General features: G+C 59.2%; 11 protein-coding genes. 5 read left to right on the top strand and 6 right to left on the bottom strand.

Translation table 11 applies throughout. The features are described from left to right. Positions 1 to 4: 4 nt before the first annotated feature. The 5 genes from ACHZCU_RS21935 to ACHZCU_RS21915 all read right to left on the bottom strand — a co-directional run bounded on the left by ACHZCU_RS21935 (position 5) and on the right by ACHZCU_RS21915 (position 5,420). On the bottom strand, positions 5 to 838 hold the full coding sequence (locus ACHZCU_RS21935; protein WP_319520433.1) for an aldo/keto reductase: 834 nt from the start codon (positions 836 to 838) through the stop codon (positions 5 to 7). Then, positions 835 to 2,118 carry a glycerate kinase gene (locus ACHZCU_RS21930; RefSeq protein ID WP_319520738.1) on the bottom strand — a complete coding sequence of 428 codons (1,284 nt, stop codon included), beginning with the start codon at positions 2,116 to 2,118 and terminating at the stop codon, positions 835 to 837. Before ACHZCU_RS21930 ends, ACHZCU_RS21935 begins: the two co-directional genes overlap by 4 nt. Before the next feature lie 122 nt (positions 2,119 to 2,240). Next, positions 2,241 to 3,131 (bottom strand): 2-hydroxy-3-oxopropionate reductase, encoded by an 891-nt coding sequence (locus ACHZCU_RS21925; RefSeq protein ID WP_319520737.1) that lies wholly within the window; start codon positions 3,129 to 3,131, stop codon positions 2,241 to 2,243. 42 nt (positions 3,132 to 3,173) lie between these two features. Continuing rightward, positions 3,174 to 3,965: a 2-dehydro-3-deoxyglucarate aldolase gene (gene garL, locus ACHZCU_RS21920; RefSeq protein ID WP_394706176.1), complete on the bottom strand. Its 792-nt coding sequence runs from the start codon at positions 3,963 to 3,965 to the stop codon at positions 3,174 to 3,176. 90 nt (positions 3,966 to 4,055) lie between these two features. Beyond that, complete coding sequence (locus ACHZCU_RS21915) at positions 4,056 to 5,420, bottom strand: MFS transporter (RefSeq protein ID WP_319520735.1); 1,365 nt, start codon at positions 5,418 to 5,420, stop codon at positions 4,056 to 4,058. Between the two features lie 206 nt (positions 5,421 to 5,626). On the opposite strand from ACHZCU_RS21915, the gene ACHZCU_RS21910 reads away from it, so the two are divergent. From ACHZCU_RS21910 to ACHZCU_RS21890, 5 genes are all read left to right on the top strand, one after another. Further along, on the top strand, positions 5,627 to 7,252 hold the full coding sequence (locus tag ACHZCU_RS21910; RefSeq protein ID WP_319520734.1) for an IclR family transcriptional regulator C-terminal domain-containing protein: 1,626 nt from the start codon (positions 5,627 to 5,629) through the stop codon (positions 7,250 to 7,252). 428 nt (positions 7,253 to 7,680) lie between these two features. Then, positions 7,681 to 8,712: a Gfo/Idh/MocA family oxidoreductase gene (locus ACHZCU_RS21905; RefSeq protein WP_319520741.1), complete on the top strand. Its 1,032-nt coding sequence runs from the start codon at positions 7,681 to 7,683 to the stop codon at positions 8,710 to 8,712. Between the two features lies 1 nt (position 8,713). Continuing rightward, positions 8,714 to 9,787 (top strand): Gfo/Idh/MocA family oxidoreductase, encoded by a 1,074-nt coding sequence (locus ACHZCU_RS21900; protein ID WP_319520733.1) that lies wholly within the window; start codon positions 8,714 to 8,716, stop codon positions 9,785 to 9,787. Between the two features lie 30 nt (positions 9,788 to 9,817). After that, entirely contained in the window at positions 9,818 to 11,179 is a 1,362-nt protein-coding gene (locus ACHZCU_RS21895) for an MFS transporter (RefSeq protein ID WP_319520732.1), read from the top strand. Positions 11,180 to 11,424: 245 nt separating this feature from the next. Beyond that, positions 11,425 to 12,447 carry a LacI family DNA-binding transcriptional regulator gene (locus ACHZCU_RS21890; RefSeq protein WP_319520731.1) on the top strand — a complete coding sequence of 341 codons (1,023 nt, stop codon included), beginning with the start codon at positions 11,425 to 11,427 and terminating at the stop codon, positions 12,445 to 12,447. A 361-nt stretch (positions 12,448 to 12,808) separates the two neighbouring features. Here ACHZCU_RS21890 and ACHZCU_RS21885 read toward each other — a convergent pair whose 3' ends face one another. After that, entirely contained in the window at positions 12,809 to 14,206 is a 1,398-nt protein-coding gene (locus tag ACHZCU_RS21885) for a Xaa-Pro peptidase family protein (RefSeq protein ID WP_319520730.1), read from the bottom strand. Positions 14,207 to 14,278: the final 72 nt, after the last annotated feature.

Below are 14,278 nucleotides of genomic sequence, written 5' to 3'. Positions count from 1 at the left end.
GTGTTTACAGTATGTCCAGCGGGCGCGGGCCGACAGGCGGCGGAAAAAGCCGGTCAAGTCTGGAGAGCGTCTCTGGCGACAGGTTTATTTGGGCAGCCCGCGCATTTTCCTGCACATGCGCTGTGTGTCCTGCCTTCGGGATGGCGATGACGTTTTGCTGACGCAAGATCCATGCAAGCGCCAGTTGGGCGACTGAAAGACCGAGTTCATTGGCCAGCGAAACAAGGCCGGAATCATTCAGCAGGCGCGCCTGCTCAACCGGTGAATACGCCATCACTGGCAGACCGCGTTTTTGACACCAGGGCAAAAGGTCCCATTCGATGCCGCGTCTGCTCAGATTATAAAGGAGCTGATTGGTTGAAACCTGCTCGCCACCGGGCGTGGCAACCAGTTCATCCATGTCGTCAATATCGAGGTTCGAAACACCCCAACGACGGATCTTGCCATCACGCTGCAGGGTTTCGAAAGCCTCAATCGTTTCGGAAAACGGTACGCCGCCGCGCCAATGCAGCAGGTAGAGATCGAGCCGGTCTGTCTGCAGCCGTTGCAGAGAGCGCTCGCAGGCAGCGAGACAGTCTTTGAAACCGGCATTGTTCGGCAGCACTTTCGACACCAGAAACACCTGATCGCGCCGGCCCTGCAGCGCCTCTCCGACAAGCCGCTCGGAGCGGCCGCTGCCATACATTTCAGCCGTGTCGATCACCGTCATCCCCAGGTCGATACCGGCGCGCAGCGCGGCAATCTCGTCATTCCTGTTGGCCGGCTTGTCGCCCATAAACCAGGTCCCCTGGCCAAGGGCGGCGACCTGCTCGCCGTCGGGAAGCGTAACCATCTTCATGTTCTCTCCTCCGCTCTTTCACGAATATAAATGGCGCGGAAATCGTTGACATTGGTCGTCGTCGGACCGGTGACAACCGCATCGCCAAGGGCGCCGAAAAAGCCATGCCCGTCATTATCCGCCAGTGCCGCGGCCAGCGTCATGCCTTTCGCCAGTCCCCGTTCCCGCGTATCGGGCGTTACAATCGCGCCTGCGGTTTCTTCGATACCATCCACACCATCGGTATCGGCGGCAAGCGCCCAGATGCCCGGCTGCGCCTCAAGCGTTTGCGCAAGCGACAGCAGGAATTCGACATTGCGGCCACCGCGCCCTTGGCCGCGAACGGTGACGGTGGTTTCCCCGCCGGACAGCAGAATGCAGGGCGGTTCGAAAGGCTGACCGCGCCGGGCAACCTGCAGGGCAATACCTGCCAGCGTCTTGCCGACGTCGCGCGCCTCACCTTCGATCGCATCGGACAGGATGTGAACTGGCAAACCGTCCCGGACGGCAATTTCGGCGGCGGCTTCAAGTGAAATCTGGGGCGCGGCAATCATCACATTTGTCGCGTTCTTCAACCGCTCGTCGTCCGGCTTCACGCTTTCGCAGCGCGCAGAGGCCAGCACATCCAAAACGGCTTGCGGGGCCGATATGTTGTAGCGTTCAAGAATGGCGCGGGCATCGTCAGCCGTGGTCGGGTCGCCGACCGTCGGGCCTGATGCGATATCCAGCGGATGATCGCCGGGAACATCCGAAATCAGCAGGCTCACAACCCGTGCAGGATGGGCGGCAGCTGCCAGACGCCCGCCCTTGATGCCCGACAGATGCCGGCGCACGCAATTGATTTCGCTGATCGGCGCACCGCAGGCCAGAAGCGCGCGGGTTACGGCCTGCTTGTCTTCAAGCGTCAGCGGTTCCAGAGGCATCGGCAGCAAGGCGGAGCCGCCACCGGAAATCAGACAGAGAACGGTATCATCCGGCCCGGCAGAGCGGGCCAGTTCGAGAATGCGCGCGGCAGCATCCAACCCGGCCTTGTCCGGCACGGGATGGGCCGCCTCGACGACCTCGATCGTGTCGCAGGCAACCGCATGGCCATAGCGCGTGACCACAAGGCCGGAAAGCGGCCCACTCCAGTGTTGCTCGACGGCACGCGCCATGGCTGCCGATGCCTTGCCCGCACCGATGACAATCAGTTTGCCTTCCGGCTTTTCCGGCAGGTGCGGCGGCACGCAGAGTGATGGCTGAGCGGCCGCAACGGCTACGTCAAACATCGCTCTCAACAGCTTTTCAGGGTCTGAATACATCCCGTCACGGGCTCCTGTGGCCGAACGGTCCGGACCTGTCTGGCACGGTCCGTCCGGTTTATTGGTCTTGGCATTGTTGTTTCAGGCGGCAAGCGCAGTGCTTTCCGCCTGAAAAAGCTCGCTCAGTCGTCCTGACCGACTTCGAAATCGGCGAGAAGCTCAAGTGCCTTGACCATGCCGGAATGGTCCCAGGCGCTGCCGCCATGTGCTGCGCAGGCGTTGAAAAGCTCCTGGCAGGTTGCCGTATTCGGCAGCGACAGGCCCATCTGGCGGCCGGCGGTGAGCGCAAGGTTGAGGTCTTTCTGGTGCAGGTTGATGCGGAAGCCGGGATCGAATGTCCGCTTGATCATCCGTTCGCCGTGCAGTTCCAGGATTTTCGACGAAGCGAAGCCGCCGGAGATCGCCTGGCGGACGCGCTCCGGGTCAACGCCGGCGCGTGCGGCAAACAGCAGTGCCTCGCCGACCGCCTCGATATTCATGGCAACGATCATCTGGTTGGCAACCTTGGCGGTCTGTCCGGCGCCGACCGCGCCCACCAGCGTGACGTTCTTGCCCATGATCTCGAAAAGCGGTTTGACCTTTTCAAAGACCTCGTCTTTCGCGCCGACCATGATCGACAGTGTGCCTTCGCGCGCGCCGACTTCACCGCCGGAAACCGGCGCGTCGACATATTCGCAGCCAAGCGCCTCGATCTTTGCGGCATATTGCTTGGTTTCGACCGGCGAAATCGAACTCATGTCGATCACGATGGTACCGGCGCGCAGGCCTTCAGCCGCGCCGTTTTCGCCGAACAGGACATCGCCGACATCCGGCGTATCCGGCACGATGGAAATGAAAATCTCCGCTTTTTCGGCAGCATCCTTGCTGGAAGCGCAGGCCGAAACGCCCTTGGCCGTCAGAAATTCGGACAGCGGGTTGCGGTCATAGGCAAAGATCGTATGGCCGGCATCAGCAAGCCGTGCTGCCATCTGGGTTCCCATAATGCCCAGGCCGACAAAACCAATATTACTCATCATCAAACTCCTTTTATTTAAGTGCTTTTGCTTGCTGCACGTTTACGCGGCTGTGTTTTTGAACTTGTCGCAAAGGGTTTGCGTGGCCGAGCGGAACACACCGAGGTCTGATCCGACGGCAACGAAGGTTGCGCCCATTTCCAGATATCGGCGCGCATCCGCCTCGGCCGGGGCCAGAATGCCGGAGGCCTTGCCGTGATCGGCGGCGACATCGAAAACATGTCTGATGGCTTTCTGCACTTCGGGCGCGCCCGCATTGCCGAGAAAGCCATAGCCGGCGGCCAGATCCGAAGGGCCGACAAAAAGTCCGTCCACGCCATCGACCGCAGCGATTTCTTCGATCGCATCGACAGCCGTCGGGCTTTCGATCTGGACCAGAACCGTGATGTTCTCGTTGACCAGCTTCATGTAGTCGGGAACCGTGCCGTACTGGTTCGAACGCTGTGAAACCGAGACACCGCGCACGCCTTCCGGCGGATAACGCGTTGCGGCAACGGCCTTGCGCGCCTCGTCAGCCGATTGAACGAAGGGAACCAGGAAGTTGTAGAAGCCTGAATCCAAAAGCCGTTTGATGACCACCGTGTCGTTCCACTGCGGGCGGACGACAGGCGCCGACGGGCTGTTTTTCAATGCCATGAGCTGAGGAATGAGGGTCAGCACATCATTGGGTGCGTGCTCGCTATCGAGAAGGATCCAGTCGAACCCGGCATGACCCAGAACCTCGGTCGTAATCGGGCTGCCAAGCGCCGACCAGCAACCGATCTGCACTTTCCTTCGCAACATATTTTGGCGGAAACCGTTGGGTATTCCCTGGTAAGGCTGTGTGTTGCTCATTTTACGACCCTTCTCTTGCTTGGCTTTCTGCCCGGATACTCTGCCGCTCCGCCCGTTTTGTTTGCGGACGGAGCGGCAAGGTTCGCTCGATTATTTTGCAATCGCGCCCTTGAGTTCAAAGCGGTGGATGTTGCCGACCATGAAAACCATGGCCAGGATGGCGACGGCCGCGCTGGCACCGACAAAGACAAGTGCGCTGTTAAAATTACCGCTGGCCTGAACCAGGTAGCCGATAATGATGGGCGTGATGATGCCGGCCGCATTGCCGAATGTGTTGAACAGGGCGCCCGAAAGCCCGCCGGCTTCCTTGGGCGAGGTGTCGGAGACGACCGCCCAGCCGAGTGCGCCAAATCCCTTGCCGAAAAATGCCAGAGACATGAGGGCGATGATAACGACATTGGAATCGACGTAATTGCAAAGCATCATCGCCATCGCCAGCACCATCCCGATGATGATCGGAATCTTGCGGGCAAGTGAAAGCGACATGCCGGCCTTGATCAGACGGTCGGAGACCCAGCCGCCCAGCAGACCACCGGCAAATCCGCAGATGGCGGGAAGAGCGGAGACAGCACCGGCCTTCAGGATCGTCATGTGACGGGCGACAACCAGATAGGTCGGGAACCAGGTCAGGAAGAAATAGGTCAGGGTGTTGATGCAGAACTGGTAGATATAAAGGCCAAGCAGCATTCTCGAACCCAGCAGCTCTTTCAGACATTTGGCGGTGTCGACATGCTGTTGAGATGCAGCGCTCTTCTTCTTGGCGTCCAGATCGACAAGGCCGCCGCCCTCGCGGATATAGTCCAGCTCGGCAGCATTGGCGGAAGGATGATCCTTCGGGCCGTAGACGATCTTGTTCCAGAACAGCGCCAGCAGAATGCCGATACCGCCGATGATGAAGAAAGCGGCCTGCCATCCGTAATAGTGAACAATCAGACCGATGATCGGCGAAAAGAATGCCGTGCCGGCATATTGGGCCGAGTTGAAGACGGCTGATGCAAAGCCGCGCTCCTTGTCAGGAAACCAGGCCGACGTGATGCGGCCGTTGGCGGGGAACGCCGGCGCTTCGGCCACGCCGACAAGCAGTCGCAGCACAAAAAAGGCAATCACGGCGGCTCCACCGGCCAGAAAGCCTACGGCCCCTTGCAGAACGGTGAATACGGACCAGAGGGACAAGGCAATGAAATAGGTCTTTTTGGAGCCCAGATGATCCAGCAGCCAGCCACCGGGCAATTGCGCCAATACGTAGGACCAGGCAAAGGCCGAAAAGATATAGCCCATGGAAACGCTGGAAAGCCCGAGCGTTTGCTCGATATCCGGCCCGGCAACCGAAACAACGGCCCTGCAGGCAAAGTTGACGATCGTGACGCCGAACAGCATCAGCAATATGAGCCAACGAATATTGGTTGGTCGCGTACCGGCTGAAACCGGCCCCGGCGTGGCGGTTGTTTCGGACATCTCCGAAATCCTCCCTGTTGGTGTCGTGATGAGCCTGACTGTCATAACCTCACCAAACAATCAGGCCTGTTTGACGCGAACTTTCTCCCAAATGACGGGATGGTCAACCACGATGTAGACCACAAGGCAGATCAACCGATCATTTTCGCTTTTCTGTTTCATATTGTGGGAAACGTGATATTCTGTGCGGGAAAGAGGAGCTGAAAATGGACGTGATCGAACAAAAGCCGAAACGCGATGCACGTGCGCAGGATGTCAAAGGCGCCGGTTTGCTGACAAAGGCCTGCGATATTCTTGATCTCGTCGGCCGCTCGCCCGGACGGCTGGCCTCAAAAGATCTGGTCGAGGCAACGGGATTGTCGAAATCGACCGTCTACCGGATTGTCTCGGCCTTGAGCGCACGCGGCTTTCTCCGCACGGATCAGGCAACCGGCCAGAAACTGCTTCTTGGTTTTCATATGCTGGATCTTGCGCAAAGCGCGTGGGGTGAGCAGGATCTGAGCACGATCGTCGCCGACGAGCTGCGCAGGCTTCGTGAAATGACGGGCGAAACGGCATATCTGGCAGCCCTGTCGGGAAACCAGATGGTTTCGATATCGAAATCCGTCGGCGCTCACGAAAACAGTTCGACTGCGGCGATGGGAAAAACCAAGCCGGTCTACGCCACCAGCCAGGGCAAGGCCGTGCTGGCGTTTCTGCCCCAGCGGCAACTGGATCATATCCTCTCGACGCTGACGTTCGAGCCGATCACATCCCATACGATTACGGACAAAAATGCGCTCAGATTGCGCCTCAACATCGTGCGTCAGCGCGGATTTGCCATCGACGACGAGGAAAACATCCCCGGTGTGCGGTGCATCGGCGTGCCGCTTTTCGATGCCAATGGCGTGCCGGTTGCCGCGATCAGCGTTTCCGGACCGACCTATCGCATGACGATGGAACGCGCCGAACAACTGGCACCGGAGCTGATCGAGGCCGGCAAGCGCGCAAGTCTGCTGATTCAGGGTCACAAGGCCAATGCCGAACAGCCGAGCCATAGCGACATTCACCCTGTCGGAAACCCGGCTTTTCACGGGGACAAGCCACTATGGAGAAACCGCGAGGCCTGCCTTTATTGGGTCGACCGGCTGGCGCCGGCAATCTATGCGATGCCGGAGGATGAGCAACCGGTGCAGATTGCCACAACGCCGGGACCGATCGAGCATGTGATCCCTGCCCGCAATGGCGGCATCAATCTTGTATGCGAAGGCGTCTGGTACCATGCCCGTCTGGGAGGAATGTGCGAACGGATTGACCGGCCCTACTTCGAACACGATTCTGCTTTTGCCGCCGGCCCCAACGGCGCCGTCTGGACTTGCCGCGAAGCGGACGGCGCCTGGGAAATCGGACAGATATCCGCACGTGGAGCCTTCACGCCGGAATGGACCGTTGCGCATGCGGCCACAAACATGGCCTGGAGTTTCGACGGCAAACTGCTTTATGCGCTCAACAGCGAGGAAGGCATCATCTATGAACTGGTGCACGGCCGGCGGGCGCCCATGGTGCTCTGCCGCATTCCGCGTGGCGCGGGCACACCATGTGCTCTTGCCGTCGACAAACTGGGCAGGCTCTGGGTTGCGCTGCGCGATGGCTGGAGCGTGATCAGGCTTGATGAAAGCGGTGAGGTGGAACAGATCCTGGCATTGCCCGTACCGCGACCCACCGGACTGACCTTCGGCGGCAGCGACGGCGCGACCCTTTACATCACAACCGAACGGCTTGGCGTCGCCCAGGACATTCTCAAGAATGCTCCGTTATCGGGCCACCTCCTGACGGTTCAAATCGACGTATAAACAGGTGGCTGCAGTTTCCGCGAAGACGGAAGCGGCCCTCTCTTCAGCCTGATTGAGGACGATGTGCCGTGACGCAGCGTGGTCCGGTCGCCGGCTGGCATGCTGAGCGTGACGGCTATATTGCCTGCCTGACAATCCATCTGTCGCACCGTGAAAGCCGGATAAGCCAAATCCATTTCCACCAGCGTCTACCGATGCGTGCTTCGCCTCCTCTGACGCATTGGCCGGGCCGGTCTGTTTCACGCGCTGTCTCCCCCTCCCATGCGCCGAACCAACCCAAATCAAAAATAAACCACAATTTGACAGGTAATCGTTTACATAAATCAAGGTCAGCCCTCAAACAAACATGTAAACGTTTACCTCACGAGGAAAACAACACGATGCAGGGCATGCCTTTTGCAGTTCGTGCGCAGATGGAGGCAGTTCATATGGCCAGTTACCCAACGCTGAAGTTTGGCGTCATCGGGATCGATCACCGACACGTGTATGATCAGGTCGCAAGCCTTTTGGAGGTGGGAGCGCAATGTGCCGGATATTATTCAAACGGCGATGTATCCACCCTGCCGGGGTTTCAGAAACGGTTCCCGGATATTCAGCGCGTCGACGATCCTCGCCGTTTGCTCGATGACCCTTCTATCCACCTGATCGTTACAGCAGCAATTCCCTGCGACCGTGCGGACATCGCCATCTCGGCCATGCGTCACGGCAAGGATATCATGGTGGACAAGCCCGGCGTCACGACATTCGATCAACTGGAGGCTGTCCGCACGGTCCAGAAAGAAACCGGCAGGATTTTCACAGTCAATTTCACGGAACGTTTCGAGGTCCGCGCCGTCTCGCGGGCAACAAAGCTCGTTCGCGAAGGCAGGATCGGCAAGGTGCTTCAGACCGTCGGCCTGGGACCGCACCGTCTCAACCGGCACCTTCGGCCGGACTGGTTCTTCGACCCGGCCAGATATGGCGGGATACTGACCGACATTGCATCGCATCAGATCGACCAGTTTCTCCATTTTGCCGGTTGCGACGATGCCCGCATCGTGACCTCACGCTATGGCAACCTCGCGCATCCGGACCTGCCCGGACTGCAGGATTTCGGCGAGCTGATTTTGTCGAACGGTCCGGCCAGCGGCTATATCCGGGTCGACTGGTTCACGCCCGATGCGCTTGATAGCTGGGGAGACGGAAGGCTCACGATCCTCGGTACAGAGGGATATATAGAGCTTAGAAAATATATCGATATCTGCGGCCGGAGCGGCAAGGACCACCTGTTCCTCGTCAACAACGAGACGGCGGAATACATCGACTGCTCGGGCGACGAACTCCCCTACTATACGCACATCTTGCACGACATTTTCGAGCGCACCGAGACCGCAATGACGCATGCGCACTGCTTCAAGGTCTGCGAGCTGGCGCTGCGCGCCCAGGAGAACGCCGAAGTCATCAATGAAGGAGGCATGTGACATGACGGACATGGGTAAAGACAAGGTCATCGGCTTTGGACTGATCGGCGCAGGCATGATCGCCAATTATCATGCAAGGGCAATCGCGGGACTGGCGGCTGAAGGCTGCAAGGTCCGCCTCGCCGGCGTTGCCGACTTGTCGTTGCAGTCTGCCGAACGGCTTGCCGAAGAGCATCATATCCCGTTTTTCACAGATGACGTCGAAGCGCTGCTTGCGCGCGACGATGTGGACGTCGTGTGCATCGTCACACCGAGCGGTGCGCATCTGGAACCGGCGCTTCAGGCCATTGCCGCCGGCAAACACCTCGTTATCGAAAAGCCGCTCGAAGTGACCGTGGAGCGGGTAAACCGTCTGCTGGATGCCGCCGATCAGGCCGGGGTGCTCGTCGCCGCGATCTTTCAGGGGCGCTTCGGCATGGCCGCCCGGACCATCAAGAAGGCCATCGATGACGGTCGTTTCGGCCGTCTTGTCCTGTGCAGCGCTTATGTGAAATGGCACCGCGCCGCGGATTATTACAAGGGCTGGAAAGGTTCGCTCGCGCTTGATGGCGGCGGCGCCGTGATGAATCAGGCCATTCATGCGGTCGATCTGCTGCAATGGCTTGCCGGCATGCCTGCGGAGGTCTCCGCCTTCACGACCCGCCGGGTTCATCTGCAGATCGAAGCCGAAGACACCTGCTGCGCCACCTTCAGATATCAAAACGGCGCTTTGGGCACGCTTGAAGCCACCACCGCTGCCTATCCCGGCTGGGAGCGGCGGGTCGAAATCTGCGGCGCGTTCGGCTCCGCCGCGCTCGAAGACGACCGGATTGTTCGCTGGGATTTTCAGGATCCCTTGCCGGATGACGCGACCATCCTCTCGGATAACCGGACTGGCGCCGGTTCCGGGGCCGGAGCGCCGGACCAGATCAGCCATGAAGGCCATCAGAAGCAATTGCGGGAAGTCGTTGACGCGCTGACAGGGCAAAAGCCGCTGAGCGTCACAGGCCGGGAAGCTTTGAAAACAGTCGCCCTTGTTCGCGCAATCTACGCATCGGCTGAACAGAATTCACCCGTTCAGCTCAACAACTTGTAATCAAACACTTAATTGGTGAGGAGAATTATCATGACTGTGAGTACAGACAGCGCAACGCCATCGTCGGTCCCCTGGTGGCGCCTGCTTAACAGAGGCCACTGGGTGGTCTTCTTCCTGGCAGCGATGGCCTGGCTCATCGACTGCATGGATCAGCAGATCTTCAATATCTCGCGCGATGCCGCTGTCGCCGATCTGGTCGATAAATCGCTGGCCATCGAATACAGCCCGTACACGACATCGATCTTCCTCGTTGGCTGGGCCATCGGCGGCATGATTCTCGGTTCGCTCGGCGACCGATACGGTCGCGCCCGCGTCCTGTTTTTCGCGGTGCTGATGTATGCCGCCTGCACTGGGCTCAGCGCCGCATCGACCGGCTTCTGGGACTTCAGCTTTTACCGGTTCATAACCGGCATCGGCGTCGGCGGCGTTTTCGGCCTGTCGGTTGCGCTGGTCGCCGATTCCATCCCCGATGGCGCGCGCGCCCAGTCGCTTGGCGTGCTCCAGTCGCTTTCGGCTTTCGGCAACATCACCACCGGCCTTGTCGGCATGGGCATCGGCGCCCTGGCGATCCGCGGCCTTCTGCCCTTCCACTTGGCGACCTGGCAGGTCCTGTTCATCATCGGCGCCTTCCCGGCCCTGATCATTCTTCCCTCGCTGTTTCGTCTGAAGGAGCCCGAAAAGTGGGTCAAGGCCAAGGCTGAAGGTGAACGCAAGGGCATCAAGTTCGGCTCGATCAAGACCCTCCTCAGCCATCCGACCTGGCGCAAGAATGCCTGGCTTGGCATGATCGTCAGCAGCGCCGGTATTGTGGGGCTGTGGGGCATCGGCAATTTCGCGCCGGCAATTGTCCGCTCGATCGTCGATACCCATCTGGCAAATGCCAATCTGACGGCAGAGGCCATGTCCAGCGAGAAGGCCTATTGGGCGGCGGTCGGCCTGTTGCTGCAGACCACGGGCGGTTTCTTCGGCATGCTTGCCCTGTCGAAGTTCGCCCAAGTGAAGGGTCGCCGCGCCGCAGCAGCCCTCGCTCTGCTGCTGTCGTTTGCCACGACGGTCATGGTGTTCAGTTTCATGCGCACCACCAGCCAGATGTACTGGATGTTGCCGATCATGGGCTTTGGCCAGTATTCGATTTTCGGCGTCTATGCCGTCTATCTGCCTGAGCTGTTTCCCACCAGCCTTCGAAGCACGGGCGTAAGCTTCTGCTACAATCTGGGCCGGTTGATCGCCGCAACGGCGCCATTCACCATCGGCCAGATCACCCGGAGCCTCGGCGGCAATATCGAGGCCTTCAGAACCGGCGGCATCATTGTCAGCACGGTTCTGCTCATCGGCATCGTTGTCCTGCCCTTCCTGCCGGAAACGATGAACCGGCCGCTGCCGGAAGAGTGATCGTCGCTCCCGGCAACATGTGCCACCCCCGATGACGGGGATGGCACCCTGCCTCATGCGCTTTATCCGGAAGAACACGACGCTCCAAACGCCCCGGAAGACGCCGTTTACCGACCTCTCGCCACTGTCGCCGTCGCCAGCCGCCCGGGCTCCGGTCGTTTCCGGAGGAAATGCGCAATGACAGGTCAACTTGAAAAAAAATCTGCTATTTTGGGTGTCGCGAGTGATAAAACCGGATGCCCCTGATGACCAAGAAGGCCCCCACGATAAAAGACGTTGCCAGAAAATCCGGCACGTCAACAGCCACGGTCTCCTACGTCTTCAGCGAAAAGGACCGCTATATCAGGCCGGAACTGCGCGAGCGCGTGCTGCAGGCCGCCGAAGAGCTGGGCTATGTCAAGAACGCCGTGGCCAGCAGCCTCAAGGGCAATCCCCGCGGCATCCTCGCGGTCATCATTCCCCAGTTCAGCAACAACTTCTTCACCGATATCTGCGCGGAAATAGAATCCGTGGCGCAAAAGGCCGGGTTCGTCGTCATCATCTGCAATACCGATGACAGCGTCGAGCAGGAAGAAAAGATCGTCAAACGGCTGGTTTCGCAGAAGATCGACGGCTGCATCATCTGTCCGGCGCTTTCGACGTCGAAGAACATCAAGACGCTCGACATTCACAATATTCCCTATGTCGTACTGGAACGCGACCTCGAAGGCGAGACCCCCGATTTCGATTTCGTCGGCCACGACAATTTTCAATCCGGCTATCTCGCCACGAAAACGCTTCTGGATGCCGGCCACAGAAATATCGCGTTCCTCGGCTGGACAACGCCGATTGCGAATTTGCGCGACCGGCTGTCCGGCTACAAGGCGGCTCTGAACGAGGCAGGCATTGCGGTCAACGATGACTGGATCCTTCTCGACAACCTGTCGGAAGATGCCGGCAAGAGAATGGCCGCAAGGCTCCCCGCCGACAAAGTGACCGCGATGGTTCTCGCCCATCACTACTACATGGCGAAAGGCACGCTTCTCGGCCTGCAAAAGCGCGCGCTCCGATATCCCGACGACCTCTCCATCGTGCTGATCGGAACACCGGAATGGCGCGACCTCGTCCAACCAAGCCTGACCTGCATCAAGCGTCCGGAAAAGGAAATGGGTCGGGCCGCGGCATCTGTATTGCTGAAAAAGGTGAAAAAGCCGCTTTATAAAGAAAAAAGGCATGTCTTTCCGGTCGAATTCATGACCGGCTTGTCTGTGAGGGATATGCCCGGATAGAGACCCTTGCGCCGACAACTTGCGTGAAGTTGAAATATATCCCTCACTCTTCAAATGAGATGCCGAAGCGGGTTTCTTACGCTCGGATCGGGACGCATTGCATGGCAAGTCGATCGCAGCTTTGGCACTGTAATGTAAACCCAAAGCTGCTCGAGTCCCGACTTGACATGTAGATCGACATGATGTCTGCGGCCGGAACGTTTCGTGGACGCACATGCCTCATTGGCTTTTCGTAAAGAGCGCTGGGCTGCTGTGCATCCTCGCGACGGATTGCCCCGCATCCTCGGCGGAAACGCGGGACAGACGTGACCGTTCACCTACCCGATAAAGGCAGTCACCGCACGACACCGGACGGTTGCAATCAGATCCCGATACGGAAAGTCTCCAATGATGAGTGGCAACTCAGTTTTTCATAACCATTTTCCGTGACCAGATAACAATCCCCGATATTCGCGCCGTCGGAGAGCGGATCGAGCCACTGGGCATGCAGCACGAACACCATGCCGGGCTCGGCCCGCTCGGTATTGTGAGAGGTCACGTTGAACTTCGGATTGCCATGGCTGCCGACGCTGTGCCCGAGGTTGGGATTGTGCGGGCCGCGGGTTGCCGGATAGACATGGTTCAGGGAACGTCCCTGCGACTCGTAGTCGACATTTGCGACATATTGCTCCGGCACGCGCCTTGGCGCGCCGTCGGGCATCGCATCCCAGTTGTATGGCATGGTCGCCGTGATGTCGTCCGTCAGGTATCCGCGATCGATATAGGCCGAAAACGCCGCCTGATGCAGCTCCCTGAAAGGCACGCCGGGCCGGATCAGCGCCTCTGCCCGGCGCACCGCGTCAGTGCACATTTCAAGCGTTTCCTCCTGCCGCGCGGTGATCTCGCCCACTGCCATCATCCGTGCGATCTGTGCCCAGTAGCCGTGATATTCGATCGCCGAGACATACATGTTGATCAGATCGCCGGAGCGGACCTTATGCCCGTAGGGCTTGCCGCAAGCCGTACCCCACTGGTTGATGCCGATCTGGTATCCGTCACCGCTTTCGCCGCCTCTGGACATTTGCGCAAAAGTGAAGGCCGCATAGATTTCATGATCACTGACGCCGGGACGGGTAACGTGGCAGGCTGCCTGGTACCCGATATCGGCCAGTTGCGCGGCCGCGCGTACCTGGGCCTGCTCGTTGACCGAGAGGATGTGCTGCATGCGATGCAGAATTCCGGATTCGTCGGTATATTTCGTTTGCGGCATCTGCTCGCGGAGCCCCGCCCAGACCCAGTTCGATGTCGTGTCGCCCACCAGCCCGATGCTGCCCCGGTTGATACCTAGCTCCTTCAGCCGTTTGACCACCGCGGAAACGGTGCTGTGATGCCGGTTTCCCGTCCGTCCGCTGTATTCGCGGCCGAAGGGGCTGATCTGCCAGATTGCCTCCACGCCGAGGGGCTCTCCTCCCGGCGGCAGAATGACATTTTCCGTAAAGAACGAGAAAAGGTGCATTCCCTGCCGCGGATCGGTCGGAATGACAAGAACGCCTTCTCTCGCCCAATCGCAAAGATAGCGGAGAAAGCCGTTCGATACGGAAAACCCGTTGGCGCCATCGGCGTGAACGATAATGGCGTCATGCTCGGCGACGATAGCCTCGCGCCGCAGCCGTTCGATACGTTGCTCGAACTCGGCGGCGGGGATCGGAGGGGCCGGTTCAAACGTGAAGTCCGGTTCAAAACCATCCAGCAACCGTTCGCATCGTTGGATCGATGTCATAAATTTCGTGTCCTTGTCTGATAGTCGGCAGTCAGTCAGTTAAGTTCAGGCTTCCTGCACATCGCCGGGAAG

It is taken from the genome of uncultured Martelella sp. (assembly GCF_963677965.2).
Classification (GTDB): Bacteria; Pseudomonadota; Alphaproteobacteria; order Rhizobiales; family Rhizobiaceae; genus Martelella; species Martelella mangrovi.
The sequence above is the reverse complement of the archived record's forward strand: the minus strand, read 5'-3'. Positions and strand labels throughout refer to the sequence as shown.

Excerpts from the sequence above, each read along its gene's own strand:
- ACHZCU_RS21900 (WP_319520733.1), top strand. The coding sequence starts at position 8,714 with ATGACGGACATGGGTAAAGACAAGGTCATCGGCTTTGGACTGATCGGC.
- ACHZCU_RS21890 (WP_319520731.1), top strand. The coding sequence starts at position 11,425 with ATGACCAAGAAGGCCCCCACGATAAAAGACGTTGCCAGAAAATCCGGC.
- ACHZCU_RS21885 (WP_319520730.1), bottom strand. The coding sequence starts at position 14,206 with ATGACATCGATCCAACGATGCGAACGGTTGCTGGATGGTTTTGAACCG.
- ACHZCU_RS21895 (WP_319520732.1), top strand. The coding sequence starts at position 9,818 with ATGACTGTGAGTACAGACAGCGCAACGCCATCGTCGGTCCCCTGGTGG.
- ACHZCU_RS21910 (WP_319520734.1), top strand. The coding sequence starts at position 5,627 with ATGGACGTGATCGAACAAAAGCCGAAACGCGATGCACGTGCGCAGGAT.
- ACHZCU_RS21915 (WP_319520735.1), bottom strand. The coding sequence starts at position 5,420 with ATGTCCGAAACAACCGCCACGCCGGGGCCGGTTTCAGCCGGTACGCGA.
- ACHZCU_RS21930 (WP_319520738.1), bottom strand. The coding sequence starts at position 2,118 with ATGTATTCAGACCCTGAAAAGCTGTTGAGAGCGATGTTTGACGTAGCC.
- ACHZCU_RS21925 (WP_319520737.1), bottom strand. The coding sequence starts at position 3,131 with ATGAGTAATATTGGTTTTGTCGGCCTGGGCATTATGGGAACCCAGATG.
- ACHZCU_RS21935 (WP_319520433.1), bottom strand. The coding sequence starts at position 838 with ATGAAGATGGTTACGCTTCCCGACGGCGAGCAGGTCGCCGCCCTTGGC.
- ACHZCU_RS21905 (WP_319520741.1), top strand. The coding sequence starts at position 7,681 with ATGGCCAGTTACCCAACGCTGAAGTTTGGCGTCATCGGGATCGATCAC.
- garL (WP_394706176.1), bottom strand. The coding sequence starts at position 3,965 with ATGAGCAACACACAGCCTTACCAGGGAATACCCAACGGTTTCCGCCAA.